This is a genomic window from Reyranella sp. (assembly GCF_017305915.1).
Taxonomy (GTDB): Bacteria; Pseudomonadota; Alphaproteobacteria; order Reyranellales; family Reyranellaceae; genus Reyranella.
In genome coordinates this window covers 1-25,666 of the sequence record NZ_JAFKJN010000039.1, presented here as the reverse complement: position 1 = coordinate 25,666, position 25,666 = coordinate 1, and the positions used below count along the sequence as shown (strand labels likewise).

Genomic DNA, 25,666 nt, shown 5'->3' with positions numbered 1-25,666 from the left:
AAATTCGCCCACGGAGCGAGTTGTCTTTCAAAGCAAGACTATAGACATTCCCATTGTCACGGTCCCAATTGAGTTGCCAAAGTATAGGCTATCAAATGGACGCACGGCATCTCTTCAGGCTGAATACTTGGCTAAGAATGCGAGCGCACCTGCAACTCTCTTTTCCGGTGATCCAGAGCTTTGGGAAGCTCAAGAAGCCCAACATAAATTGCTGCTTGAGGTGGCGAAGCAAGGCGGCCTGCAGGAATTCTTTGAAGACACGGCCAATCGTCAAATCAACCCGATCTTGCTCGACGAAAATGGCTTTGTGGTGAACGGAAATCGGCGTCTCGCAACCTGGCGAGAGCTTCTGCATAAGGAAAAGGCTAAGTATTCACACTTTCAGCACATCGATATCGCTGTACTTCCGCACGGGGACGAGAAGGAGCTTGATCGCCTAGAAGCTCGTCTACAAATAACCAAAGATATTCGAGCTGATTATTCTTGGGATGCTCAAGCTAACATGATGCTGGCCAAGCAGAAGAAGGATGGTTTCACAACCGAAGAGCTCGCAGATCTATATGATATGCCCAAAGAGAAGATACTTGAGCTATTCGACATGAGAGCCTACGCAGATGAATATCTTAAATCCCGAGGTAAGACTAACCATTGGTCTCGTGTCGCTGGAGATGAGCTCGCTTTCCGTGCAATTGTTAAGTCACGCCCGAAGGTCAAGGGGCTTGGTAAACAAGAGCTCTTCAAGGAAGGGGCTTTCGTTTTAATCGATAATCCCAAAGAGGCCGGAGGGCGCCTTTACGACGCTATTCCCGCCCTCCAGGAGCATATTGACGAGGTAAAGAAAAAGCTCGTCGACGATCTCAAGGTCGACGCAAAGCCAATTTCGTTCGATCCTGTGGATGACATATTCGGGACATCTACGACTCCGGCACAAGACGATCCCGTCGCCCTTCAAGTGGCCAAAAAACTTCAAGAAATCAGCGAAACGGCCAAGCCACGAAAGGTAATTGTCGAAGTCCTAGAGATACAAAAGCAGCTAAAGAAAGAAGCGAAGAGTGCGAACTATCTGCTGGATAGCTGCGCTCGAGCGCAAGCGACCTTGGCAGCCGCAGTCAAAGATGGGCTACATCCTGAAGCGAAGGTGGAAGGCGTAACAAAGCAGGTGGATGAGATCCAAAAGCACCTAGACAAGATTAGGGCATTTGTAGCCCAACATGCTAACAATTAGCTATCGAGCTGACGACGGTCGGGCCGTTATCGGCTGGCAGCCTGAAGATGAGTCAGGGCAGTGGGTCGACGTCGTGCGCCGGCTCGCGATTGACTCTACCGATGATGCGACGCAGGAAACAGCTTATAGCCTATCACTGCCGTGGTGGAACTTCGTTGCGGTGCGATCGGAGTTTAGTCAGATTTGCAAGGCCTACGGCCTTTCCCCACCAAACGGCCTTGCTGTCAGCGAAGAGGCGGTAAAGCTTCTTCAGCAGTCTGCTCGTGCAAGCATTGGCTACAATACTGCAACTGCAATACCAACCATTGAGCCAACAGAGTTAACGAAACGTTTGGAAGAAAAAGGCTTTCGCCGGACTCTTACCGAGAATCAGCTGAGAAATGTAGGTAAACTTGGAGGCTTGCCAGCTGGCGCGACATTCTCTGTTCCTGGCGCCGGAAAGACGTCGGAAGCGCTAGCAACCTACTTCTTGCGGGCCAATGTGGAGGATAGGTTGCTTGTGGTGGCGCCGAAGAATGCGTTCGCTGCCTGGGATGAACAACTTCAAGAATGCCTGAAGAACGACGAAGTCAGCTTCACACGACTGCGTGGTGGCCGTGACCGAATATCGGAACTATTGGAGACTGCGCCCTCGTTTATGCTCATCACCTATCAGCAGCTTGCTCGGGTTCCGAAGTTGATCGCCGGTTTTTGCGCGAAACATCGCGTACACATATTTCTAGATGAGAGTCACAGGATCAAGAGCGGAACAACTAAACAGACGGCCAGGGCGGTTCTGGGTTTATCGCATCTGACTGTCGGTAAGTTAATCATGTCCGGGACACCTATGCCGCAGTCGCGGGAAGATCTAATTCCGCAGTTTGCGTTCCTGTATCCAGAAGTGCCAGCGAACGAAGATAACGTCGTCGCATTGCTGAAGCCTGTATTTGTTCGCACCACGAAGAAGCAGCTCGATTTGCCGCCAATTACTGTGTCGACGGTCCCGCTTCGGATGGCACCGATGCAGCACGAGCTCTATAAGTTAATGCGTTCGGAAGTGGCGAGGGAAGCGGCGACTGCATTGACGACAACCGGTAGGCAGCGATTTCGCGCGCTGGGGCGCTCTGTTGCGCGCTTGCTTCAGTTGGTTTCAAATCCAGCACTTATTTCTTCTGGACTTGCATCCGCGCATCCAGATTTCTTGGCTGCTGTTCTGGCTGAGGGAGATGGACCAAAACTAAAATACGTCCTCAAAAGAGCGAGATCGCTCACTAAGCAAGGCCATAAGGTGCTGATTTGGAGCTCTTTCGTGCGCAATGTGGAGTACATCGCCGAACGCTTGTCGGATCTCGGGGCACTCTATATCCATGGTGGAGTCGATGCCGGGGATGAAGAGGATGATGATTCGAGAGAGGGAAAGATTCGGCTTTTTCATGACGACCCGAATGTGAAGGTTATGGTCGCGAATCCGGCGGCAGCCAGTGAAGGCGTTAGCCTTCATAGAATTTGCCACCACGCTCTCTATCTCGACCGCACCTTCAATGCCGCTCACTATCTCCAGTCACAGGATCGCATTCATCGACTCGGTCTTCCTCCTGAGCAACCTACGTACATCGAGATTGTAGAATGCGAAGGGAGCGTAGATGAAACAGTTCGGTATCGCCTTGACTTCAAAGTCGGACAGATGGCGCAGGCACTGGATGATCCATCCTTACATGCCGATCCAGTCATCTTGGATCCGGTGGATATTGAAGATTACGAAGAATACAGTACCGGCCTTCAGGAAGCAGATGTTAGAGCTCTCCTGCGAGACCTGAGTGGAGAGTAAGTATGCTTGCTCTCTCGCCGGGTGTGGTCCAAGGCTGTATCGACCTTCTGGGCATAACTTCTCGGCAACCGCTATCATTTCTGGAGGTGGTGCGGTCCTTCAGAGACATTGGGAACGTTGATGCCTCGATAGTTGTCGAGACTTGTCAGGCGTTGAATTGGCTCAATGCAGATGAAGCTGGAATTGCCAAACTAACTGACAACGGCCGCCGGCTGATGCAGCAAAAGGCCTATGAGTTGAGGCTGCGACAGGCGCTCCTAGATTTTGTGGAAGTAGTTCAGCCTCCTTGGGCGCAGAATGCAACCTTTGGCCGTGCTCGGGTTGTCCAGTTTGCAGGCAATGCGGTTGGCCAAATTCTCGTTGAAGCAGACTTGGTCGCAAGTACCGCTGATCACGTTGTGTCTTTTTGGGACGAACTCGCAGCTCGAGCGCGTGGACGGCGTGATACGAGGCTGACTGATATTGGCCGAAGGGGCGAACGATTAACGCTGGAGCATGAAGAGAAGCGAACTGGGCGGCGGCCAAGGTGGGCTGCTATCGAGAGCAATGCTGACGGCTATGACGTGCTATCGATAGTGGATCAAAAGGACAGCAGAACGCTCTCGATCGAAGTAAAGGCCTCGACTATGAAGGGCGGCCCAACCTTCCACCTTACACGGAATGAGTGGGAGACAGCGCAAGAACGCGATTTGCACCTGTTCCATCTCTGGCACTTGCCCTCGAACGAAAGGACCCGCTTTGCCGTTGTTCTGACGGAAGAGATTGAGAAACACGTTCCGAAGGATACCGGGGACGGCGAATGGTTGGAGGTGGAAATTCCGTTTGATTCGTTTGACGACCTATTTTCGCAGTTGGAGTAGAAACTTTGCTTCTTGACATGCGACGGTAGAGGAAACGCATTTCTTCGTAGAGATGCATGGGATGCTGGGTGGCCTGACCCGTCAAAACCGCGCCAACAACGACCCATACCCCCACACCTTGTCCGTAATCCCGTTCGTCCGCAGCGCGTGCCAGTACGTCGTCGCGTTGATCTGCAGCACCGGCTTGTCGAGCCAGCGCTCGGCCTCGTCGGCCAGCTTGGCGAAGGGCAGGTTGGCGCCGAAGGCGACGATCGCCTCGACGTCCGGGCCGTCGATCGAGCGGATGGCCTTGATCATGTCCTGGGCCGTCAGCACCGAGTAGGAGGTCGGGCTCTTGCCGCGCATGTGGCAGAAGCGGACGATCTCGTAGCCGTAGTGGCCCAGCACCGCGTTCAGCCGCGGCTCGATGCAGGGATAGTACGGCTCCATGATCGCGATCTTCTTCTTGATGCCGTGCGCCTTCAGCCCGGCGGCGACGGCGTCCGAGGCGATCGCGATCGGGATGTCCCAGCCCGCCACCTTCCTGACGCGCCGCTTCAGCTCCTCGCCCCATTCGATCGAGCCGCCCCACACCGACAGCGCCGAGATGCCGAGGATGAAGGCGTTGGGCTTGGCGTCCATCACCCGGGCGACCGCGGGCTCCAGCGCCTTGTCGATCGCCGCGAGCTGCCGCTCGAAGTCGGCGTCGGAGGTCACCGGATCGTCGGCGATCGCCATTCGGGCGAGATGGTTGGTCACGCCCGCCGGCCGCATGTCGTCGTATTCGGGCTGGACGACCGTGTTGGTCGACGGCGTCGTCACGCCGAAGGCCAGTCGCCAGGCCAGGTAGTCGCGCATTGTCGTTCGCTCCTTCGATCGATTCGCCCGATTCGCGAGACTCATTCTGGGCAATGGAACGGGTTTTTCGACCTGATTTTCCGGCGAATTTCGCGGTTCCATTGCCCATAATAGGTCCGCGGCGCGAGGCGCGGTAAAATGCGGACATGCTGAGCTCTCAGCCCCTCTCCCGCTCGACGCCGCGCGGCACCGGCCCGCGTTGCGAAGCGCCTTCGCTGAAAACGGTGGAGCTGACAAAAACCGCGAAAACGGTGGAAACGGTCCAGAGCGGCCTAGGCGAGGATGCGCGTCGCCGCCTTGTGCACCTGGGCGTCGCCGGCGGCCAGCACCGAGCCGTCGCTGGTCATGTCGAGCGCCTGGCCGCGCCAGTCGGTGATCAGCCCGCCGGCGCCCTTGATCACCGGCGCGAGGGCCGCGAAGTCGTAGAGCTTGAGGTCGTTCTCGACCACCAGGTCGACATGGCCCGAGGCCAGCAGGCCGTAGGCGTAGCAGTCGCCGCCCCAGCGGAAGAGCTTCACCGCGTCGGCGAGCGCCGCGTGCTTCTTCGCGACGTCGCCGGAGAACATGATCGGCGTCGTCGAATACATATAGGCCTTGTCGAGGGTCGGGCAGGCGCGCACCTGGATCGGCTGGCCGTTGAACGTGGACGGCAGGCCCTCGACGCCCAGCCAGCGCTCCTTGAGGATCGGCTGGTCGATCACGCCCAGGACGGGTTTCCCCTTGTGCAGCAGCGCGATCAGCGTGCCCCAGATCGGCAGGCCGGTGATGAAGGCGCGCGTGCCGTCGATCGGGTCGAGCACCCAGACATAGTCGGCATCGGCCCGCTCCACGCCGTGCTCCTCGCCGTAGACGCCGTGCTGCGGCACCTCCCGGGCGAGGATCGCCCGCATCGCCGCCTCGGCCTCGCGGTCTGCGACGGTGACCGGGCTGGCGTCGCTCTTGTCGTCGACGGAGACGGGCGTGCGGAAATAGCGCGAGGAGATCGGCCGCGCCGCATCGGCGAGGCGGTTGGCGAGGGCGACGAAGTCGGCGGGGACGGTCATGTCCGGGTTGCTTACCCCCTCCCGGCCTCCCCCGTCAGACGGGGGAGGTGGCCGAAGGCCGGAGGGGGAAAGCCACAAACACCGGTGCGCCTACGGCAGCGGCGGCAGCGGCTGGTCGTGCATGCTGCGCAGGTAGGCGATGATGTCGGCGCGATCCTGCTCCTTGGGCAGGCCGGCGAACGCCATCTTGGTCCCGCGCGCAAAACCCTGCGGCTTGAAGATCATGTGGTTGATGTCTTCGTAGCTCCACTCGCCGCCCAGCTTCTGCAGCACCGAGGAGTAGCTGAAGCCCTCGTGGCTCGCCTTCTTGCGGCCGACGATGTCCCACTGGTTGGGGCCGACCTTGTTGACGCCGCCCTTGTCGATGGTGTGGCAGGTGAAGCACTGCTGCTGGAAGAGCTGCTTGCCGCGGTCGACGTTGGCGTCCTTGAGCTTGGGGCCGATCGCCGGCAGCTCGGGCGCCTTCTCGGCGCCGGCGGCCGCCTCGGGTGCGGCCTCGGAGACGGCGATCGCGGGCTTCTCCAGCGGATGCACGCTCACCAGCGCGTTGCTGACCTTGCCGACCACCATCGCGAACAGCGCCGAAGCCAGGAAGCAGCCCGCCATCGTGTTGAAACTAGCCATCGTCCGATCTCGCCCCGGGTGTCTTTTTTCGGCCGTTGCTGTAGCACGGCCGGCCGGTCAGTAGTATTCCATCGGAGCCGCGGCATTCGCGCGGCGGAACGTCGCAAGCCCCGGAATTTGCACGGTTTTTCGGGCTTTTCCGGCAGATTCGAGGGGGAGCATTCATCGATGGCCAAGAGACGGGCAGCGGCGCGCGCGGGGTCGAAAGCCGGCAACACCATCGCCTACCAGGGCGAGCCGGGCGCCAACTCGGACATGGCCTGCCATGCCGCGTTCCCCGACATGACGACGCTGCCGTGCCCGACCTTCGATTCAGCCATGGGCGCGGTCCAGGGCGGCAAGGCCGAGCTCGCCATCATCCCGGTCGAGAACTCGGTGGCCGGCCGCGTCGCCGACCTGCACAGCCTGCTGCCGCACACCAGGCTCAAGATCGTGGCCGAGCATTTCCAGCGGGTCGAGCATTGCCTGGTCGTCCTGCCGGGCGCCTCCCTCGGCAGCATCAAGACCGCCAAGAGCCACGTCCAGGCGCTGTCGCAGTGCCGGAACTTCCTGAAGAAGCACGGCATTGCGCCGCTGGTCCATGCCGACACCGCGGGCGCGGCGCGCGAGATCGCCGAGGAGGGCGACAAGGCGGTCGGCGCCATCGCCTCCTCGCTCGCCGCGCGCATCTATGGCCTGAAGGTGCTGGCGAAGAACATCGAGGACGCCGACCACAACACCACCCGCATGCTGGTGTTCTCGCGCGACGAGGCCAAGCCCGACTGGCGCGCGGTGCGCTGCATGACGGCGTTCCTGTTCCGGGTGAAGAGCGTGCCGGCCGCGCTCTACAAGGCGCTGGGCGGCTTCGCGACCAACGGCGTCAACATCGTCAAGCTCGAGAGCTACCTGAGCGGTGCGCATTTCGAGCAGGCGCAGTTCTATGCCGAGGTCGAGGGCCATCCCGACCAGCGCGGCCTGCAGCTGGCGCTGGAGGAGCTGCGTTTCTTCTCCGAGGAGCTGAAGATGCTGGGCACCTTCCCCGCGCATCCCTTCCGCCGCAAGGGCTGGGACGCGCCGACCCGACCGGGGACCTGAGCGAGGGAACCATGCCGCAGAAGCCCGTCCGCATCGCGCCGTCGATCCTGAGCGCCGACTTCTCCGCCCTGGGCGCGGAGGTCGAGGCGATCGACGCCGCCGGCGCCGACTGGATCCATGTCGACGTGATGGACAACCACTTCGTGCCCAACCTGACGATCGGGCCGGTGGTGGTGAAGGCGCTGCGCAAGCACAGCAGGAAGCCGTTCGACGTGCATCTGATGGTGACGCCGGTCGATCCGCTGATCCCGGCCTTCGTCGAGGCCGGCGCCGACACCCTGTCGTTCCATCCCGAGGCGGGCCCGCACGTCCATCGCACCCTCCAGCTCATCAAGCACCACGGCAAGCGCGCGGGCCTGGTGCTCAATCCGGCGACGCCGCTTGCCGCCATCGAATGGGTGCTGGGCGACGTCGACCTGGTGCTGGTGATGAGCGTCAATCCGGGCTTCGGCGGCCAGGTCTTCATCGACTCGCAGCTCGCCAAGATCGCGGCGCTGCGCAAGGCGATCGATGCGCTGGGCAAGCCGATCGATCTCGAGGTCGATGGCGGCGTCAATCCGCAGACCGCGCGGCAGTGCCTGAAGGCCGGCGCCGATGCGCTGGTCGCCGGTACCGCGGTGTTCTCCGGCGGGCGGGCGAAGTACGCCGCCAACATCGAGGCGCTGCGCGGATGAGCGATCGCCCTTCTGGTCGCGCTGGCGACGATTCATTGAGTTGGGGAGTGTCGAAATGGCCGACCTGATCCTGCATCACTATCCGAGCTCGCCGTTCTCCGAGAAGGTGCGGGTGGCGTTCGGCCTCAAGCAGCTCGCCTGGAAGTCGGTCGTGATCCCCAACATCATGCCCAAGCCCGACCTGATGCCGTTGACCGGCGGCTATCGCAAGACGCCGGTCCTGCAGGTCGGCGCCGACATCTACTGCGACACCCAGCTGATCATGCTCGAGATCGAGCGCCGCTATCCCAAGCCGCCGCTGCTGCCGGTCGGGCAGGAGGGCGAGGCGCGGGCGCTCGCGATGTGGATCGACCGCACCATCTTCTGGTCGGCGGTCGGCGTGGTGATGGGCGCGATCGGCGGCCAGCTCCCCGAGGCCTTCAAGAAGGACCGCAGCGACTTCTCCGGCCGCTCGTTCGACGCCGACCGGCTGAAGGCGATGCAGCCCTTCGCGCGCGAGCAGACCCACGCCCAGCTCGTGCTGGCCGAGCAGATGCTGCGTGACGGCCGGCCGTTCCTGCTCGGCGCCGTGCCGAGCCTCGCCGACTGCGCGCTGTGGAATCCGGTGTGGTTCCTGCAGGTCCGTATGGGCGCTGGCGACACGCCGTCGCCGCTCGACCGTTGCCCCAAGATCGTCGAATGGTCGCACCGCATGAAGGCGATCGGCAGCGGCAAGCCCGCCGAGATGACCGGCGCCGAAGCGCTCGACGTCGCCAAGGCCGCCACGCCCGAGTCGGCCAAGATCGACGACAAGGACCCGAGCGGCCTCAAGGCCGGCCAGAAGATCACCGTCACCCCCGACGACACCGGCAAGGTACCGGTAACGGGCACGCTGGTCGGCCTCTCGAACGAGCGCATCTCGATCATCCGCAGCGACGAGCGGGTGGGCGACATCGTCGTCCACTTCCCGCGCGCGGGTTTCCTGGTGCAGCCGGCCTAGAGCTCGACCGTGCCTTCCAGCACCGGCACGCAGCCGCCGCCGACCTTGGCCCGGATGCCGTCGGCGGCGCGATGGGCCGAGCAGAGCAGCCGGCTCGGCCGGCCCATCTCGACGCCCTGCACCAACTCGAATTTCCGCTCGCTGTCCTTCGTGAGCGACAGCAGCAGCGCCACCAGAGGAGTCGCCGCGCTGCCCGTCGCCGGATCCTCGATGGTGCCCGACAGCGGCGAGAACATGCGGGTCCGGATGCGGTTGCCGTCATGAGCATAGAGATAGATCGGCAAGCGGTTGGGGCCCATCGCCGTAAAGGTCTTCTGGGCCTCGCGGAACCGGCCGATATCCGGTGTGGCGCGCGTCAGCGCCTCGCCGGTGACCTCGGCGATCACGAAGGAGTTGCCGACCGATGCGCTGACCGGCCGATGCGCTTTCGCGATCACGTCGCTCGGCGCGATGCCGACGCAGCTCGCGACCAGCGCGGCCGGCATTTCCGGTCCGAGCGACAGCGGCTGCGGCGCGGCGATGGTGACGACGTTGTCGCCGGCCTCGATCTCGACCAGGCCGGCAAGCTCCTCGAAGCGGAGGATGCCGTTCCTGGCGCGGCCCTGGCGGGCGAGCACCCAGCCGGTACCGACATTGGGATGACCGGCGAACGGCATCTCGTGGCGGCGGTTGAAGATGCGCACCCGTGCCGTGTTCGCTGTGTCGGCCGGCGGCAGCACGAAGGTCGTCTCGCTGAGGTTGAACTCGGCGGCCAGCGCCTGCATGTCGGCGTCGCCGATACCGCGGGCGTCGGGGAAGACGGCCAGCGGGTTGCCGCCGAAGCGGCGGTCGGTGAAGACGTCGACGGTGACGAAGGAGTAGGCGGCCATGCGCCGCTTCTAGACGATCTCCACGTCGATCTCGCCGGCAATTCTTCTCAGGGCCGCCACCGATTTGGCTGTGGCATTGCGGCCGTCCTGCGGGCAGTGCGTCTCCAGGCTGGCGATCACCTCAGGCGCCTCGACGTGGCTCAGCAGGCGCGTGAGCTCCTGGGCCCACGGCACCTGGCCGTCGCCCACCGGCACCGTGCGCCGGGCCTCGAGGTCGCGGTCCTTGATGTGGATCAGGTCGACCAGCGGCCCCAGGGTCGCGATGTCGGCGTCGGAGGGCGGCTGGCCCATCGACCAGCTGTTGCTGATATCGACCAGCGGCCGGAACAGGCGGAAGGGCTCTTCGCCCAACGCCTCCTCCATCTGCTTGGCGAAGTAGGCGGCGAGCTCGGGGACCGAGCCGAGGTTGCAGACCGGCTCGTTCTCGACCTCGACGGTGACCTCGCTGCGTCCGGCGAGATCGATCAGCCGGCCCATCTCCGCGTCGAGATCGTGCGGCGCGAAGCCGGGATAGCGCAGGAAGCTGAACACGCGGATCCGGGTGGCGCCCAGCACGACCGCGACGTCGAAGGCATGCGCCAGCGCATCGTCGCGCGGGCAGGTCGCGGGATCGAAGGCGAAGTCGACCTTGCTGCCGGCCGGCGCCTTGCCGGGGGCCACCCATTTCAGCACCGGCGAGACGAAGGTCGGCACGGCGATGCCGGCCGCCTTGAGCTGCTTGCCGATGGCATCGACCTCGTCGAGCTCCATGCCGAGCAGGTTGCGGCCGTCGACGGTGCGCATGTCGAGGCGCCGCACGTCGTTTTCGGCGCAAAAGGTCAGCATTTCTGACAAAGACGGGCCGATCTCGTCGCCGATCACGGCCAGGGCAAGGCGCGGTTTCATGCGGCGATCATAGCCGGTAGTCTGTAGCCATGGCAGACGATACCTCGATCTTTGTCGGCGCAGGCGACAGCGACCAGTACCTGCTGCTGAAATACGGCAACCGCCACGGCCTGATCGCCGGCGCGACCGGCACCGGCAAGACGGTCAGCCTGCAGACCCTGGCCGAAGGCTTCTCGGCCTACGGCGTGCCGGTGTTCATGGCCGACGTGAAGGGCGACCTGTCGGGCATCTCCCTTCCCGGCGCCAACAATCCGCGCGCGGTCGAGCGCGCCAGGCAGCTCAAGATCGACGGCTACGCCGGCCGCGCCTTCCCGACGATCTTCTGGGACCTGTTCGGCGCCAAGGGCCATCCGGTGCGCACGACGGTGAGCGAGATCGGCCCCGTGCTGATGGCCCGCCTGCTGCAGCTCAACGCGACGCAGGAGGGCGTGCTCAACATCGTCTTCAAGGTCGCCGACGAGCAGGGCCTGCTGGTGCTCGACTTCAAGGACCTGCAGGCGGTGCTGCAATGGACCGCCGAGAACGCCGCCGACCTCACCACCAAGTACGGCAACGTCTCCAAGCAGTCGATCGGCATCATCCAGCGCGCGCTGCTGACGCTCGAGCAGCAGGGTGGCGCGCGCTTCTTCGGCGAGCCGGCGCTCGACCTCAAGGACATGATCCGCACCGATCCCTCGGGACTGGGCTGCATCAACGTGCTGGCCGCCGACAAGCTGATGGAGAGCCCCAAGCTCTACAGCACCTTCCTGCTGTGGCTGCTGTCGGAGCTGTTCCAGGTGATGCCCGAGGTGGGCGACGTCGACAAGCCGAAGTTCGTGTTCTTCTTCGACGAGGCGCATCTGCTGTTCGACGACGCGCCCAAGGCGCTGCTCGACAAGATCGAGCAGGTGGTGCGGCTGATCCGCTCCAAGGGCGTCGGCGTCTATTTCATCAGCCAGAGCCCGCTCGACGTGCCTGAATCGGTGCTGGGCCAGCTCAGCAACCGCGTGCAGCACGCGCTGCGCGCCTTTACGCCGAAGGACCAGAAAGCGGTGAAGACCGCGGCCGACACCTTCCGGCCGAACAAGAAGTTCTCCGCCTCGGAGGCGATCGTCGAGCTGGGCGTCGGCGAGGCGCTGGTCTCCTTCCTCGATCCCAAGGGCGTGCCGACGCCGGTCGAGCGCTGCTTCGTCGCCCCGCCGCGCGGCCGCATCGGCCCCGCGACCGACGCCGAGCGCGAAGCCGTCATCAAGGCAAGCCCGCTCGCCGGCAAGTACGACCAGGAGGTCGACCGCGAATCGGCCTACGAGGTGCTGATGGGGCGCGCCGGTTCGGGCCAGGTGCAGCATGAGGAGACTTCGCCCCCGGCGCCGCGCCGCCGCGGCCAGTACGATTCGGCGCCGCCGGCGGCGCCGAGCGGACCCTGGGGTCGTCCTGGGGGCAGCCCGAGCGCGCCGCCGCCGGCCGAGGAAGCGCCGAGGCCGAAGCCCGAGCCGCGCCTGCGCGAGGCGCAGCCCAAGTCGTCGCCGGTGCCCAAGACGCCGGCCAGCCGCGCCGACACCATCACCACGACCATCGTGAAGTCGGCGGCCCGCACCGCGACCAACATTGCGGTGCGCGAGGCCTCGAAGGCGATCTTCGGCAGCGGCCGCAACGCCGGCATCCTGGGCAACCTGGTGCGCGGCGTGCTGGGCGGCCTGCAAAAATAGGAAGGGTCATGAGTGGGGGACGTGACGATCATGACCCCTCCGTCGGCGTAAATGGCGCCGACCCTCCCCAAAATGGGGGAGGAAATTCTTGCCCTAGCCCTCCACGACCAGCGTGCCGGCCATGTCCTCGTGGCCGTCGCCGCAGAAGATGTCGCAGAAGAAGGTGAAGGTGCCGGGCTTGGTCGGTGTGATCGTCACCCGTGTCTCCTTGTCGGGCACGATGTCGGTGCGGATGCCGAACTCCGGCATCTTGAAGCCATGGATGCGATCCAGCGACGTCAGCACGAAGGTGAGCGGCACGCCGACCTTCCCCTTGACCTTGTCGGGCGTGTACTCGAAGCGGCTGGCCGCGACGCTGACCTCGATGCCGGGCTCGGTGGCGGCGAGCAGGCGCGCAGCTCCGCTGGCCGCGCCGCCGATCAGCAGCGCGGCGAACAGGCGGCGGTTCATGATCAGGCCTTGACGACCGGCAGCTCGGTGATGGTGACGGCCTTGGCCATCGCCACGTCGCGCGTGCCGAGCGGCGCCAGCGAGGCGTCGAACGGCGGCGGCGGCGGACGCTTCGGCGCGGTGCCGGGCGCGGCCTGCGGGAAGATCAGCGACTTGGCCGCATGATGGGCGATGTGGCCCGTCATGTGGTGATGCTCCTGATGGATGTGGCCGTAGAACACCACGACGTTCTGGTAGGGCATCAGCAGCGCGACCGCCTTGGCGCCGTCGGCGGTGGCCCAGTCCCAGTTGGGCACCAGATCGAACAGCGGTCGATGGGTGAAGACCACGATGCGGTCGTCGGTCTTGCGCTGCTTGAGGTCGGCCGCCAGCCAGGCGAGCTGCTCGTCGCCCAGCTTCGCGCCCGGGTCGGAGACGTTGTCGAGCGCGATGAAGTGCACGCCCTTGTGGTCGAAAGTCCAGTGGGTGGCGCCGAAGAACTCCTTGAAGGCCTCGCCCTTGTCGAGCGAGGCGTCGTGCTCGCCAGGCATGAAGCGCACGTCCTTGACGCTGAGCGCCGAGACGATCTCCTTGAAGCGCTGCATGCGCTCACGGCGCAGCTTGCCGTCGTCGGTGGTGTGGGTGAGGTCGCCGGTGAAGACGATGAAGTCGGGCTTGGTGGCGAGGCCGTTCACCGTCGCGACGGCCCTCTCCAGCGTGTGCTCCGCATCGGGATTGGCGGCACCCTTGTAGCCCCAGTGGGTGTCGGAGAACTGCACGAAGTGGAAGTCGCCCGACTGGGCGTCGGCCGGCCCGCGCGGGAACAGGCCTGCAGTGAATGTGACTCCTGCGAGTCCGGCGAGCTTGAGAAATTGGCGGCGATCGGTCTGTTGCATGATGTGCTCCTCGGCAATCGCCAGTCCCTACCGGGATGCAGGCACCGAAATTCCGTCGGGAATAAAATCGACGGGGCGCCGGTATTGCTGTCCTATGGCCCGCATGTCCGAGGCGCCGAAGCCCGATCCCGGAACCGTGGAGCGTTTTCGCGCGCTGATGCTGCCGCATCTCGATGCGGCCTATGGCTTCGCGCGCTGGCTGACGCGCGATCCCGTGACGGCGCAGGACCTGGCGCAGGAAGCAATGCTGCGCGCGCTGCGCTACTTCCACGCCTTCCGCGGCGAGGAGGCCAAGCCGTGGCTGCTGCGCATCGTGCGCAACACCTGGATCGATCAGCGCGCCAAGCACGGCGGCGAGCAGCCGCTGGAGGTGGTCGAGAACCAGCCGTCGGAGGGTCCGGACCCGGAGCAGAGCGCCCAGGCCGGCGACCGGCGGCGGCAGGTGGCGAAGGCGCTGGCGGCGCTGCCGGCGGAGATGCGGGAGATCCTGGTCCTGCGCGAGATCCAGGATCTTCCCTACAAGCAGATCGCGGCCGTCCTCGATCTGCCGGTCGGCACGGTGATGTCGCGACTCGCGCGGGCGCGCGGGCGCATGGCGGCCGACCTGCGCGGCCGCCTCGGAAGGAGAGAGCATGGACTGCCCGACCTGTGAGGCGATGGTCGACGCCTACGTCGATGGCGAGCTGACCGCGACCGAGAGCGCCGACTTCGAGCGCTCGATCGCCGTCTGCCCGGAGTGCCGCAAGCGGCTGGACTCGGCGCGCGCGATCGGCGGCCTGCTGCGCGATTTGCCGGCCGAGCCCGCGCCCGATCTTTTGCGCGCGCGCGTGGAGCGCGAGCTGCGCGGCATCGCCGGACGGCACTCGGGCGCCAGGCGGGGCGAGCGCATGCGCTGGATGGCTTACGCAGCCAGCCTGATTGCCGCGGTTGGTATCGGCTGGGCGGGCGGCACGCTGACGGGGCGGGGCAGTGGCGACTCGGACGCGATTGTCGCGAGCTATCTGCGGATGGCGATGGCCGAGCACACTGTCGATGTCGCTTCGTCCGACCGGCACACGGTGAAGCCGTGGTACGCCGGGCGGATCGACTACGCACCGGCAGTGTACGACCTGACGGCGAACGGCTTCCCGCTGCTGGGCGGGCGGCTGGACGTGATCGATGGCCGCAAGGTCGCGGTGCTGGTCTATCGCCGCAACCAGCACAAGCTGGCGGTCAGCCTGTGGCCGGCCACGGGCGCCGACGCGCCGGCGCGCGTCAGCCAGCGCGACGGGTTCACGGTCGGCGAATGGCGCCACCGCGGCTTCGACTGGCGCGCCGTGTCGGATGTCTCGCCGTCGGAGATGACGGCCTTCGCGACGGCGCTCGACCGCGCCGTCGATTCGGATCGTTAAGAGAAGAGACTAAGCCAGCCGGTCGAGTTCCTTGACGATGGCGTCGCCCATTTCCTGGGTGCCGACCTTCTTGGTGCCGTCGGTCTTGCCGACCAGCAGGTCGCCGGTGCGGTAGCCCGCCTTGAGCACGTTCTCGACCGCCGTCTCGACCAGGTCGGCTTCCTTGCCGAGGTCGAAGGAGTAGCGGAGCATCATCGCGTAGCTGAGCGTCTCGGCGATCGGATTCGCCAGGCCCTTGCCCGCGATGTCGGGCGCGCTGCCGTGGATCGGCTCGTACAGCGCCTTGCGCCGGCCGGTCGCGTCGGGCGCGCCGAGCGAGGCCGACGGCAGCAGGCCGAGCGAGCCGGTCAGCATCGACGCCTCGTCCGACAGGATGTCGCCGAACAGGTTGTCGGTGACGATCACGTCGAACTGGTTGGGCTGTCTCAGGAGCTGCATGGCCAAAGCGTCGGCATACATGTGCTCGAGCTTCACGTCGGCGTACTTCTCCTTGTGCAGCTTGGTCGCCTCCTCGCGCCACAGCACGCCGGTGTGCATGACATTCGCCTTCTCGGCCGACAGAACCTTGTTCTGGCGCTTGCGCGCCAGCTCGAAGGCGACGGCGCAGACGCGGCGGATCTCGCCGACCGTGTAGCGCTGGGTGTCGAACGCCTCGACCTCGCCCTTGGCGTTGGTCTGCCGGCCGCGCGGCTCGCCGAAATACACGCCGCTGGTCAGCTCGCGGATGATCATGATGTCGAGACCCTTGACGATCTCGGGCTTGAGCGAGCTCGCATCGACCAGCGCGTCGAACACCTTGGCCGGGCGCAGGTTGGCGAACAGGTCCATCTCCTTGCGCAGCCGCAGCAGCCCGCGCTCGGGCTTCTTGCTGAAGTCGGCGGTGTCCCACTTCGGCCCACCGACCGAGCCGAACAGCACCGCGTCGGCCTCGAGCGCCAGCATCATGGTGTCGTCGGCGAGCGGCACGCCGTGCTTGTCGAGGGCGGCGCCGCCGACCAGGTCTTCCTTGATGTCGAATCCGACCGCGCGCCTGTTGCCCATCCAGGCGATGATCTTGCGCACCTCGTTCATGACTTCGGGGCCGATGCCGTCGCCAGGCAGCACCAGCAGATTGCGATTGGAAGAAGCCATTTGGAATCTCTCGGGTATGGTGCTTAGGGCAGGGGACGGTGTCATCCCGAGCGAAGCGAGGGATCTATGCCGATCAGTATAGATCCCGCGCTTCGCTCGGGATGACACGGTGCGTCGGAGGAGCGGAGCGTTACTCCGCGGCGTGCAGCCAGGGCTGCGATTCTTTCTGCTTCTTCTCGAAGTCGTCGATCTCGGACGACTTCTCCATCGTGAGCCCGATGTCGTCGAGCCCTTCCAGCAGGCAGCGCTTGCGGAACGGATCGATGTCGAAATGGACGGTGCCGCCGTCCGGGCCCTTGATCTCCTGCTTCTCGAGGTCGACCTCGATGACGGCGTTGGAGCCGCGGCTCGCATCGTCCATCAGCTTGTCGATCACTTCCTTCGGCACCTTGATCGGCAGGATGCCGTTCTTGAAGCAGTTGTTGTAGAAGATGTCGGCGAAGTTCTCCGAGATCACGCAGCGGATGCCGAAGTCGAGCAACGCCCACGGCGCGTGCTCGCGGCTCGAGCCGCAGCCGAAATTCGGGCCGGCGACGATGATCTTGGCGTTCTGGTAGGCCGGCTGGTCGAGGATGAAGTCCTTCTTCTGGCCATCGGGCGTCCAGCGCATCTCGTAGAACAGGCCGTCCTTCAGCCCGGTGCGCTTGATGGTCTTCAGGAAGTTCTTCGGGATGATCATATCGGTGTCGATATTGACCATCGGCATCGGTGCGGCGACGCCGCGCAGCGTCGTGAATTTTTCCATGTTTTCCCTCGTGGACGCCGGAATAAACGGGCTTTCAGCCGGCCCGTCAAGCCGGTGCGACGGGGGTGCCATGGGGTCGCCATGGGGGGCGCCGGACGGACCGGCGTCCCCAATGGACGAGGTCTAGCGGGCCGCCTTGTAGCCCTTGGCGACCGTGCCGGCCTTCTGCAGGGCGGAGACGATCTCCGTCCCGGGCATCAGGACCGTCGTCTTGGCGGACTTGATGGCGCCGCCGGCAGCGACCGCCAGGGCAACGGCCGACATGCTGGCGTTGTCGGGTACGTCGGCGACGATGACGAGGTCGTAGTCGCCGAAGCAGTACCAGGCGCCAAGCAGTTTACCGCCTGCCGCCTCGCACAGCGTCCGGCCCACGGCCTCGACGCGATTCTGAGGATTCTTGAGTTGCGCCGCCCATGACTCGGCGGTGTACGCCGCTTGATACATGTAGATCGGCATGTTCGACCCCCTGGGTCGGCCAGCCAGCACGCACTCGGCTGGCCCAGGGGCAGGCTATGCCGCTTGGCGCGGCTTGACCATCAGGGCCTGCCCAGCCGGGTCGCCAGCTCCATGTTCGCGCGCGCCGTGATGCCGGGGATCAGGAAGGCATCGACGATCAGCCAGATCCCGATGGCGGCAAGCCCGATGAAGCCGATGCCGATGAAGACGGTGATCCAGGAGATCACGAAGATGATGGCCATCGCCACGCCGGTCCCGGTCTGGCCGAGATAGAACCGGTGCACGCCGAGGCCGCCCAGGAAGAACCACAGGAGATAGGCGATGCCGGTCGACTTCTTGGCGGCATCGTACTGCATCAGGCGTGCGGCATCCGACATCGGCGGCGGCGGCGCGTTGGTTGGTAGCGTCATGGTCGGCTCAGCGGACCGTGACGACCAGGGTGCCGGCGAGGATGTCGTGCAGGGCCCGCTTGCGGTCGGTGAGCGCCACCATGATGAAGCCGATCGTCAGGATGAGGGCGGAAATGAACTTCGCGAAGAACCGCCCGCTCGCCCGCAGGAAGGAGATGCGGCCGCCCTGGTCGTCGACCACCCGGAGGCCCAGGATCCACTTGCCGAGCGTCGCCCCGTAGTCGGAGCTTTCCAGCAGGCCGAAGTAGAGCCAGCCGACGAGCACGCTCGCGAGCGCGAATTCGGGCCCGAACCGGAAGGGGATCGCCAGTTTCGAGCCGAGCAGCACGATCGCGGCGGCCGCGACGGCGCCGACCGCGATGCCGTCGATCATCCCGGCAACGGCCCGGATCGCGAGGCCGCCGTAGCCGGTCGCCGGGGCGCGGTCTGCGTGCCAGACCGGCGGTGGCGGCGGAGCAGGACGGGACGGGGAAGGGAGTACGGCGGCCATGGGCTCCTCGATTAATTCCGGGTGAGAAGGGCGCCTGCCATCTTGTCGTGCAGCCCCTGCTTGCGGCTGGAGAAGGCGACGGCGATGCAGGCGATGAAAGCCAGGAACAGGACGACGAAGTTCAGCCACCCGGACACGAGCCAGGCGATGTTGTGGAGATACATCGGCCAGGTGCGCAGCGTGGCCGCCCCCAGGCTGAGCCGGCCGCCGTCCTGAGTGGACACCCGGATGCCGAGCACGCGCTTGCCGAGCGTCGCCTGGGCCTTCGAGGTCTCCTGGAACGCGAAGTACGCCCAGGAGACGACGGCGGTGACGAGCGCGGACAGAGTCGGCGCCGGACTGTCCAGGAGCGCCCGGAAGTAGGCGAGCTGGACCTCCAGGCCGCTGTCCGGCGCGGGCGGCGTCAGGTCGGTCGGCCTCGGAATGAAGAACGACAGGATCTCCCAGACGATGATCAAGGCGATGCCGTCGATGAGCGCTGCCACCGCGCGCAGCCAGAAGCCGGCATATCGCGCCGGGACCGTGCCGCTCGGCGTCGCGTCCCAGACCGGCGGCGGCGGTGCGGCAGGGCCCGAATTGGGCACCGAGGGCATGGCGTCCTCCCGAAAGAAAGCGGGCGGTGCATTGCTGCACCGCCCGCGAAGATTACCACTGTCCGTTGTGCCCCGGCTATCGGTAGTCGCGCCTATTGATAATCGCGAACATCCGCCAGGGTGCCCTTGATCGCGGCCGCCGCCGCCATCGCCGGGCTGAGCAGGTGGGTGCGCCCACCGCGGCCCTGCCGGCCTTCGAAGTTGCGGTTCGAGGTCGAGGCGCAGCGCTGGCCCGGCTCCAGCCGGTCGGCGTTCATGGCGAGGCACATCGAGCAGCCCTGGATGCGCCATTCGAAGCCGGCCTCGAGGAAGATCTTGTCGAGACCCTCCTTCTCGGCCTCGGCCTTCACCAGGCCCGAGCCCGGTACGACCATCGCCGACACGCCGGCGGCGACCTTGCGGCCCCGGGCGATCTCGGCGGCAGCGCGCAGGTCCTCGATGCGGCCGTTGGTGCACGAGCCGATGAACACCCGGTCGATCGGCACGTCGACGAGCTTGGTGCCCGGCGTCAGGCCCATATAGGCCAGCGACCGGGTCCACGCCTCGCGCTTGTTCTCGTCAGGCGCATTGGCCGGATCGGGAATGACGTCGGTGATCGGCAGCGCGTCCTGCGGGCTGGTGCCCCAGGTCACCATCGGCGGGATGTCCGAAGCGTTGAGGTCGATCTGGGTGTCGAAGGTCGCGCCCTTGTCGGACGGCAGGCGACGCCACTGCGCGAGCGCCAGGTCCCAGGCGCCGCCCTTGGGGGCGTAGGGACGGCCGTAGAGATACTTGAAGGTCGTCTCGTCCGGCGCGATCAGGCCGGCGCGGGCGCCCGCCTCGATCGACATGTTGCAGACCGTCATGCGGCCTTCCATCGTCAGCTCGCGGATCGCCCGGCCGGCATACTCGATCACGTAGCCGGTGCCGCCGGCGGTGCCGAGCTTGGCGATGATGGCGAGGATCACGTCCTTGCCGGTGATGCCGAGCGGCAGGCTGCCGTCGACCGACACGCGCATGTTCTTCGCCGGCTTCTGGATCAGCGTCTGGGTGGCGAGCACGTGCTCGACCTCCGAGGTGCCGATGCCGAAGGCCAGCGCGCCCATCGCGCCGTGCGTCGAGGTGTGGCTGTCGCCGCACACGATGGTCATGCCCGGTAAGGTCAGGCCCTGCTCGGGGCCGATCACGTGCACGATGCCGCGGCGGGCATCGTTCATGTCGAAGTACGGCACGTGGAAGTCGGCGACGTTCTTCTCGAGCGTCTCGACCTGGATGCGCGATTCCTCGTCCATGCCGCCCTGCTCGATCGGCGTGGTCGGCGTGTTGTGGTCGGCGACGGCGATGGTGGCGTCGGTGCGACGCACCGGACGGTTGGCCATCCGCAGGCCCTCGAAGGCCTGCGGGCTGGTCACCTCGTGGACGAGGTGACGGTCGATGTAGAGGACGCAGGTGCCGTCGTCCTGGCGATGGACGACGTGGTTGTCCCAGATCTTCTCGAACAGGGTCCGCGGCGGAGGTGGCGGGGGCGGCGGCGTGGCCGACTTCTTGCGGAACGCCATGGTGCGCCTACTTCTTTCCGCCGCCCTTGGCGGCCCGCACATTCTTCTCTTCCTTGGGCTTTTCCTTCTTGAGCTTCTCGCGGCGCGGCGTCTGCTCGGCGATCAGCTCGCGCTGGGCCTCGACGTCCTCGGCGATGCGGCTCGCCTTGCCGCGCAGGTCGCGCAGGTAATAGAGCTTGGCGCGGCGCACGATGCCCTTACGGACGACCTCGATCTCCCAGATGTTCGGGCTGTAGAGCGGGAACACGCGCTCGACGCCCTCGTCGAACGAGATCTTGCGCACGGTGAACGAGGAGTTCACGCCGGCGTTCTTGCGCGCGATGCACTGGCCTTCATAGACCTGGATGCGCTCGCGGTTGCCTTCCTGCACCTTGACGTGCACGCGCAGCGTGTCGCCCGGTTCGAAACGCGGCACCGGCCGTTCGGCCGTGACCTTGTCCATCTGGGCCTGGCCCAGCGTGTCGAGAATGTTCATCGCCCTTGTCCTTTCGTCACTTCTCTTCGTCTCTCTTCGCGGTTCGGCGTGCCCACAAATCCGGCCGCCGCGCCCGCGTGATCTCTTGCCGCTGTTTCGTCCGCCATTCGGCGACCTTGCCGTGGTGGCCCGAGACCAGGATCTCCGGCACGCGCCGCTCGATCCCGTCCGGTCCGGTCCACGACGCCGGCCGCGTGTAGTGCGGGTACTCCAGCAATCCGTCCTCGAAACTCTCCTCGTCGCCCGACCGGGCCGCGCCCATCACGCCGGGCAGCAGCCGTACGCAACTGTCCATCACCGCCATGGCCGCGATCTCGCCGCCCGAGAGCACGAAATCGCCGACCGAAACCTCTTCCAACGCCTGCGCCTCGATCACCCGCTCGTCGATGCCCTCGAACCGGCCGCAGACCAGGATCACCCCCGGTCCCCTGGCCAACTCGCGCGCGTAAGCCTGACTGAACGGCTTGCCGCGCGGCGACATCAACAGCTTGGGCACTTCTGGCAGCGCCACCGCGGCGATCGCGTCCGACAGGATGTCGGGCTTCATCACCATGCCGGCGCCGCCCCCGAAGGGAGCATCGTCCACCGTGCCATGGCGATCCTTGGCGAACCGCCGGATATCGACCGCCTCCAGCGCCCATACGCCTTCCTTCAATGCCTTGCCGGCCAGGCTCTCGCCCAGCGGGCCCGGAAACATCTCCGGGAAGAGCGTCAGCGCCGTCACGCGCCACACGTCAGCTCTCGTCCTCCTTCTCGGCCGCGCCCCCGGCGAGCAAGCCCGCCGGCGGTGAGACCACAACCTTGCCGCCCTCGACGTCGATCTCGGGCACTGCCTCGTCGGTGAAAGGCAGCATCACGCCACCCGACACCTCCATCACCGACCCGGCGCCGAAATCGTGGAAGGCCGTGACCTTCCCCCAATCCCGGCCGTCCGTGCCGACCGCCTCGAGGCCGATCAGGTCGGCCTCGTACCACTGCCGCTCGCCCGCCTCCGGCAATCGCTTGCGCTCCACGTAGAGCCGCAAACCGCGCAATGCCTCGGCCGCCGTGCGATCGGCTACGCCCTCGATCCGGGCCAGAACCGCGCCGCGTGCGGCGCTGAGGGCCTCGACCCGGTACTCCTTCTTCCCCGTCTCGTCCGACAGCGGGCCATATGCGGCGACCGCCATCGGCTCCTCGGTGAAGCTCTTGATGCGCACCAGACCGCGCACTCCGTGCGGCGCCGCGACGACGCCGAGCAGGACGCGGTCCGACCCCATCAGCTCGCCGCGGCCTCCTCGGCCGGCTTCTCGGCGGCGGCTGCCGCCGCCTTCATGCGCTCCTGCGCCTTGGCCTTGGGCTGGCTCTTCTTGGTCTGCTCGCGCCGCTCGCGCGGCTTCATCAGCTCGGCCTGGGCGAAGAACTTGGCGACGCGATCCGACGGCTGGGCGCCGACCTTGAGCCAGTGCGCGATGCGCTCCTTGTCCATGGTGATGCGCTTCTCGTGCTCGCGCGGCAGCAGCGGGTTGTAGGTGCCGAGCTTCTCGATGAAGCGGCCGTCGCGCGGGCTGCGCGAATCGGCGACCACGATGTGGAAGAACGGGCGCTTCTTCGTCCCGTGACGGCTCATGCGGATGGCTAGCATTCTGTCTCCTTCGATATCTTCAGCAAACTTCAGCGCGGGAAACCGGGCGGGGGCTGCATGCCTCCGAGGCTGCGCATGAATCCTTTCTCTCCGAGCTTGTTCACTCGCTTCATCATCTTGAGCATGTCGGCGTGCTGCTTGAGCAGCTTGTTGACGTCCTGCACGGCGACGCCCGACCCGGCCGCGATGCGCTTCTTGCGCGAGGCGTGGATGATGTCGGGGTTGCGCCGCTCCCTGGGCGTCATGGCGAGGATCACCGCCTCCTGACGCTTGAGCTGCTTCTCGTCGATCTTGGCCTTGGACATCGCGGCCTTGGCCTGCATGGCGCCCGGCAGCATGCCGAGCAGGCCCTGCATGCCGCCCATCTTCTTGAGCTGCCGGAGCTGGCTCAGCAGGTCGTCCATGTCGAACTGGCCCTTGCGGACCTTGGCCGCGAGCTTCTCGGCGTCTTCCTTCTCGATCGTCTCGGCGGCGCGCTCGACCAGCGAGACGATGTCGCCCATGCCGAGGATGCGCGACGCGATGCGGTCGGGATGGAACGGTTCCAGCGCATCGAACTTCTCGCCGACGCCGATCAGCTTGACCGGGCGGCCGGTGACGGCGCGCATCGACAGCGCGGCGCCGCCGCGAGAGTCGCCGTCGACTCGGGTCAGCACGATGCCGGTGACCGCGAGGCGCTCGTTGAACGCCTTGGCCGTGTTGACCGCGTCCTGGCCGGTCATGGCGTCGGCGACGAGCAGGGTTTCCTTGGGCTTGGCCAGGTCGGAGATCTGCCTGACCTCCGTCATCAGCTCTTCGTCGATCGACAGACGGCCCGCGGTGTCGAGGATGAGGACGTCGAAGCCCTCGCGCCGCGCCGTCTCCATCGCCCGCCGGGTGATGGCGAGCGGCATCTCGAGCGGCACGATGGGAAGGGTCGGCACGCCGGTCTGCTCGCCCAGCACCTTGAGCTGCTGCTGCGCGGCCGGGCGGCGGGTATCGAGCGAGGCCATCATGACCTTGCGCCTGCCCGCGAAGGTGCCCTCGGTGCCGAACATCTCGGCGGCCATGCCCTGCGGGCCCTGGGCGAGGCGATAGCCGATCTTGGCCGAGGTCGTGGTCTTGCCCGAGCCCTGAAGGCCGACCATCAGGATCACGACCGGCGGGATGGCGTTGAGGTCGAGGTCGGCGACGGTGCCGCCCAGCATCTCGACCAGGTGATCGTTGACGATCTTGACCACCATCTGGCCCGGCGTGACCGAGCGGATGACGTCGGCGCCGATCGCCTTGGGACGGACCTCGTCGACGAACTGGCGGACGACAGGCAGGGCGACGTCGGCTTCGAGCAGCGCGGTGCGCACCTCGCGCAGGGCCGCGTCGACGTCGGCCTCGGTCAGCGCTCCGCGCCCCCGCAGCCGGTCGAACACATCGCCGAGACGTTTGCTCAGACCTTCGAACATCGTTCCGCCACTAAACTCCGCCCAAACAGATATCGCGCCGATGCGCGAACCTTCGCGGATCAACGGAGCTCCCCACAGGGGGGAACTTATAAATCGGCACGACCGATTGAGCGGCCGGGGTATAAGGCCTGCCGGCCGAGGAGTCAAAAGGCTTGCCGACGGACGTTAACCCATTGATTTACAAAGACTACCGGCCGGTGCCGTGGTGGTCCCTGGCCATTTTCCTGGCGGCTTTGCCGGCGATCGGCTTCGGCGTGGTCCCCTTCCTGCCCGATCGGGAGATGATGACCGTCCTTGGCGCCTTCTTCGTGATCGGCTTCTTGGCCGTGATCGTGGCGGTGGCGCCGCTCGGCTGGGCGGCGATTCCCGCGCTGGGCCTGCGGCCGGCCAACTGGAAGTACCCGGTGTTCGGTGTGCTGGGCACGCTCGCTCTGTCGATCGGGGTCAGCCAGTTCGGCCTCGAGCCGCAGGGCATGAAGCAGGTGATCGAGATCGTGCGCGAGCCCAAGCAGCTCGCGATCAGCCTGCTGCTGTTGGCCGTGCTGGCGCCGCTGGTCGAGGAGCTGGTGTTCCGTGGCCTGCTCTACGGCTGGATCGCCGGCCGCTGGAACAGCTTGGCCGCGTGGCTGATCAGCTCGCTCGTCTTCGCCGCCGCCCACGTCGAGCCGGCGCACGTCATCCTGGTGCTGCCGCTCGGCCTGCTGTTCGGCTGGCTGCGGCGCCGCACCGATTCGCTGCTGCCGTCGCTGTTCGCGCACATCCTGAACAACGGCTTCGCCCTGCTGGCGGCGGTCTACCTGCCCGGCCTATGAGCGGCGCCGAGGGAGCAGACCCGAGCCCGCCGGTGCGCTGGTGGTCGCTCGCGATCTTCGTAGTGGCCGTGATCCCGGTTTACTGGGGGATTGCGTACCTCGTGCCTCCTACCACGTCGTCGGAGAACTCGGCCGCCTTCTACGTCGCCATGCTGGTCGCGGTCGCGTTGGCAATGGCCTCACATGAGGACGTCTTCGGACGGCTGGGCTTCCGACCGACGAGCCTGCGCTTCGTGCTGGCCGGGGTGGCGGGCACCTTGGCGCTGGGTTTTTCCTTGGGCTTGCTGGTGCAGGAGTCCGCCTTGCTGAAGGACGTGACCGAGATGGTCCGAGAGCCGCACCAGGCCGCCGCGAGCCTCGTGGTGATCGGCGTTCTCTCTCCGCTGGCCGAGGAAGTGGTGTTCCGCGGTCTGCTCTATGCCTGGTTCGAAGGCCGCTGGGGGCCGCGCGTCGCCATGATCGGCACCAGCATCCTGTTCGCGTTAGCCCATCAGGAGCTGGCCTATATCGCTGTCGCCTTCCCGCTAGCCTGCATTTCTCACCGAGAGGTAGATTGGCAGGCGGCGCGAGAGCGGTATGCGGAGGTTGAGCAGGCGTGCCGAAGGCGTCTGTCGGAAGCTGGTTTTGGCCGTGCGCCGTTGGCCGCGGGATGGCGGTGCGGAGGGCAATCGC

The 25,666-nt window shown here is 65.6% G+C and carries 30 protein-coding genes; 11 read left to right on the top strand and 19 right to left on the bottom strand.

Annotated features, from left to right (window positions below; all coding sequences use genetic code 11):
• Positions 1-127 precede the first annotated feature (127 nt).
• From J0J01_RS29915 to J0J01_RS29905, 3 genes are read left to right on the top strand one after another with little or no spacing between them, the layout of a single operon-like run.
• The gene (locus tag J0J01_RS29915; RefSeq protein WP_296387288.1) at positions 128-1,225 is read left to right on the top strand and encodes a hypothetical protein; all 1,098 of its coding nucleotides are present in this window, start codon (positions 128-130) and stop codon (positions 1,223-1,225) included.
• The gene (locus J0J01_RS29910; RefSeq protein ID WP_296387287.1) at positions 1,212-3,032 is read left to right on the top strand and encodes a DEAD/DEAH box helicase; all 1,821 of its coding nucleotides are present in this window, start codon (positions 1,212-1,214) and stop codon (positions 3,030-3,032) included. Before J0J01_RS29915 ends, J0J01_RS29910 begins: the two co-directional genes overlap by 14 nt.
• Positions 3,033-3,034: 2 nt before the next feature.
• Complete coding sequence (locus J0J01_RS29905) at positions 3,035-3,892, top strand: DUF3883 domain-containing protein (protein ID WP_296387286.1); 858 nt, start codon at positions 3,035-3,037, stop codon at positions 3,890-3,892.
• Between the two features lie 81 nt (positions 3,893-3,973).
• Here the strand turns inward: J0J01_RS29905 and J0J01_RS29900 are convergent, their stop codons facing one another.
• The 3 genes from J0J01_RS29900 to J0J01_RS29890 all read right to left on the bottom strand — a co-directional run bounded on the left by J0J01_RS29900 (position 3,974) and on the right by J0J01_RS29890 (position 6,396).
• The gene (locus J0J01_RS29900) at positions 3,974-4,729 is read right to left on the bottom strand and encodes a hypothetical protein (RefSeq protein ID WP_296387285.1); all 756 of its coding nucleotides are present in this window, start codon (positions 4,727-4,729) and stop codon (positions 3,974-3,976) included.
• Between the two features lie 272 nt (positions 4,730-5,001).
• Entirely contained in the window at positions 5,002-5,772 is a 771-nt protein-coding gene (gene hisN, locus J0J01_RS29895) for a histidinol-phosphatase (RefSeq protein WP_296387284.1), read from the bottom strand.
• A gap of 90 nt (positions 5,773-5,862) precedes the next feature.
• Positions 5,863-6,396 carry a cytochrome c family protein gene (locus J0J01_RS29890; protein WP_296387283.1) on the bottom strand — a complete coding sequence of 178 codons (534 nt, stop codon included), beginning with the start codon at positions 6,394-6,396 and terminating at the stop codon, positions 5,863-5,865.
• A 168-nt stretch (positions 6,397-6,564) separates the two neighbouring features.
• Here J0J01_RS29890 and J0J01_RS29885 point away from each other — a divergent pair, with 168 nt between their 5' ends.
• From J0J01_RS29885 to J0J01_RS29875, 3 genes are read left to right on the top strand one after another with little or no spacing between them, the layout of a single operon-like run.
• Positions 6,565-7,470 (top strand): prephenate dehydratase, encoded by a 906-nt coding sequence (locus tag J0J01_RS29885; RefSeq protein ID WP_296387282.1) that lies wholly within the window; start codon positions 6,565-6,567, stop codon positions 7,468-7,470.
• A gap of 11 nt (positions 7,471-7,481) precedes the next feature.
• Positions 7,482-8,144: a ribulose-phosphate 3-epimerase gene (gene rpe / locus J0J01_RS29880; protein WP_296387281.1), complete on the top strand. Its 663-nt coding sequence runs from the start codon at positions 7,482-7,484 to the stop codon at positions 8,142-8,144.
• Positions 8,145-8,199: 55 nt separating this feature from the next.
• Positions 8,200-9,123, top strand: a complete 924-nt coding sequence (locus tag J0J01_RS29875) for a glutathione S-transferase family protein (RefSeq protein ID WP_296387280.1) — start codon at positions 8,200-8,202, stop codon at positions 9,121-9,123.
• Here J0J01_RS29875 and J0J01_RS29870 read toward each other — a convergent pair.
• Both J0J01_RS29870 and J0J01_RS29865 read right to left on the bottom strand, forming a co-directional pair.
• On the bottom strand, positions 9,120-9,992 hold the full coding sequence (locus J0J01_RS29870) for a PhzF family phenazine biosynthesis protein (RefSeq protein WP_296387279.1): 873 nt from the start codon (positions 9,990-9,992) through the stop codon (positions 9,120-9,122). The genes J0J01_RS29875 and J0J01_RS29870 overlap by 4 nt on opposite strands.
• Before the next feature lie 9 nt (positions 9,993-10,001).
• On the bottom strand, positions 10,002-10,877 hold the full coding sequence (locus J0J01_RS29865; RefSeq protein WP_296387278.1) for a TIM barrel protein: 876 nt from the start codon (positions 10,875-10,877) through the stop codon (positions 10,002-10,004).
• Positions 10,878-10,906: 29 nt separating this feature from the next.
• On the opposite strand from J0J01_RS29865, the gene J0J01_RS29860 reads away from it, so the two are divergent.
• Positions 10,907-12,565 (top strand): helicase HerA-like domain-containing protein, encoded by a 1,659-nt coding sequence (locus J0J01_RS29860; protein ID WP_296387277.1) that lies wholly within the window; start codon positions 10,907-10,909, stop codon positions 12,563-12,565.
• 93 nt (positions 12,566-12,658) lie between these two features.
• Here J0J01_RS29860 and J0J01_RS29855 read toward each other — a convergent pair whose 3' ends face one another.
• Together J0J01_RS29855 and J0J01_RS29850 are read right to left on the bottom strand one after the other, a co-directional pair.
• On the bottom strand, positions 12,659-13,015 hold the full coding sequence (locus tag J0J01_RS29855) for a cupredoxin domain-containing protein (protein ID WP_296387276.1): 357 nt from the start codon (positions 13,013-13,015) through the stop codon (positions 12,659-12,661).
• A gap of 2 nt (positions 13,016-13,017) precedes the next feature.
• Positions 13,018-13,890: a metallophosphoesterase gene (locus J0J01_RS29850; protein ID WP_296387275.1), complete on the bottom strand. Its 873-nt coding sequence runs from the start codon at positions 13,888-13,890 to the stop codon at positions 13,018-13,020.
• Between the two features lie 94 nt (positions 13,891-13,984).
• Here J0J01_RS29850 and J0J01_RS29845 point away from each other — a divergent pair, with 94 nt between their 5' ends.
• Together J0J01_RS29845 and J0J01_RS29840 are read left to right on the top strand one after the other, a co-directional pair.
• Positions 13,985-14,542 (top strand): sigma-70 family RNA polymerase sigma factor, encoded by a 558-nt coding sequence (locus tag J0J01_RS29845; protein ID WP_296387274.1) that lies wholly within the window; start codon positions 13,985-13,987, stop codon positions 14,540-14,542.
• Entirely contained in the window at positions 14,523-15,281 is a 759-nt protein-coding gene (locus tag J0J01_RS29840; RefSeq protein WP_296387273.1) for an anti-sigma factor, read from the top strand. Before J0J01_RS29845 ends, J0J01_RS29840 begins: the two co-directional genes overlap by 20 nt.
• 9 nt (positions 15,282-15,290) lie before the next feature.
• Here the strand turns inward: J0J01_RS29840 and leuB are convergent, their stop codons facing one another.
• The 12 genes from leuB to ffh all read right to left on the bottom strand — a co-directional run bounded on the left by leuB (position 15,291) and on the right by ffh (position 24,182).
• On the bottom strand, positions 15,291-16,412 hold the full coding sequence (gene leuB, locus J0J01_RS29835) for a 3-isopropylmalate dehydrogenase (RefSeq protein ID WP_296387272.1): 1,122 nt from the start codon (positions 16,410-16,412) through the stop codon (positions 15,291-15,293).
• A gap of 130 nt (positions 16,413-16,542) precedes the next feature.
• On the bottom strand, positions 16,543-17,157 hold the full coding sequence (leuD, locus tag J0J01_RS29830; RefSeq protein WP_296387271.1) for a 3-isopropylmalate dehydratase small subunit: 615 nt from the start codon (positions 17,155-17,157) through the stop codon (positions 16,543-16,545).
• 123 nt (positions 17,158-17,280) lie between these two features.
• The gene (locus J0J01_RS29825; RefSeq protein WP_296387270.1) at positions 17,281-17,613 is read right to left on the bottom strand and encodes a GYD domain-containing protein; all 333 of its coding nucleotides are present in this window, start codon (positions 17,611-17,613) and stop codon (positions 17,281-17,283) included.
• An 80-nt stretch (positions 17,614-17,693) separates the two neighbouring features.
• Entirely contained in the window at positions 17,694-18,023 is a 330-nt protein-coding gene (locus tag J0J01_RS29820; RefSeq protein ID WP_296387269.1) for a TM2 domain-containing protein, read from the bottom strand.
• Between the two features lie 7 nt (positions 18,024-18,030).
• Positions 18,031-18,513: an RDD family protein gene (locus J0J01_RS29815; protein ID WP_296387268.1), complete on the bottom strand. Its 483-nt coding sequence runs from the start codon at positions 18,511-18,513 to the stop codon at positions 18,031-18,033.
• Positions 18,514-18,524: 11 nt separating this feature from the next.
• Positions 18,525-19,106 (bottom strand): RDD family protein, encoded by a 582-nt coding sequence (locus J0J01_RS29810; RefSeq protein ID WP_296387267.1) that lies wholly within the window; start codon positions 19,104-19,106, stop codon positions 18,525-18,527.
• A 92-nt stretch (positions 19,107-19,198) separates the two neighbouring features.
• The gene (gene leuC, locus J0J01_RS29805; protein WP_296387266.1) at positions 19,199-20,644 is read right to left on the bottom strand and encodes a 3-isopropylmalate dehydratase large subunit; all 1,446 of its coding nucleotides are present in this window, start codon (positions 20,642-20,644) and stop codon (positions 19,199-19,201) included.
• 7 nt (positions 20,645-20,651) lie between these two features.
• A complete protein-coding gene (gene rplS, locus J0J01_RS29800; RefSeq protein ID WP_296387265.1) occupies positions 20,652-21,119 on the bottom strand; it encodes a 50S ribosomal protein L19 in 468 nt (155 codons plus the stop codon).
• A gap of 16 nt (positions 21,120-21,135) precedes the next feature.
• Positions 21,136-21,852, bottom strand: a complete 717-nt coding sequence (trmD, locus tag J0J01_RS29795) for a tRNA (guanosine(37)-N1)-methyltransferase TrmD (RefSeq protein WP_296387264.1) — start codon at positions 21,850-21,852, stop codon at positions 21,136-21,138.
• 1 nt (position 21,853) lies between these two features.
• Entirely contained in the window at positions 21,854-22,378 is a 525-nt protein-coding gene (gene rimM / locus J0J01_RS29790; protein WP_296387263.1) for a ribosome maturation factor RimM, read from the bottom strand.
• On the bottom strand, positions 22,378-22,743 hold the full coding sequence (gene rpsP, locus J0J01_RS29785; protein WP_296387262.1) for a 30S ribosomal protein S16: 366 nt from the start codon (positions 22,741-22,743) through the stop codon (positions 22,378-22,380). The genes rimM and rpsP overlap by 1 nt, the downstream gene beginning before the upstream one ends.
• Before the next feature lie 29 nt (positions 22,744-22,772).
• Positions 22,773-24,182, bottom strand: coding sequence for a signal recognition particle protein (ffh, locus tag J0J01_RS29780; RefSeq protein ID WP_296387261.1), 1,410 nt, complete (start codon positions 24,180-24,182; stop codon positions 22,773-22,775).
• Positions 24,183-24,355: 173 nt separating this feature from the next.
• On the opposite strand from ffh, the gene J0J01_RS29775 reads away from it, so the two are divergent.
• Both J0J01_RS29775 and J0J01_RS29770 read left to right on the top strand, forming a co-directional pair.
• Entirely contained in the window at positions 24,356-24,994 is a 639-nt protein-coding gene (locus tag J0J01_RS29775; protein ID WP_296387260.1) for a type II CAAX endopeptidase family protein, read from the top strand.
• Positions 24,991-25,666, top strand: a 676-nt coding sequence (locus J0J01_RS29770; protein ID WP_296387259.1) for a CPBP family intramembrane glutamic endopeptidase, incomplete at its 3' end; no start/stop codon positions are given. The genes J0J01_RS29775 and J0J01_RS29770, both read left to right, overlap by 4 nt.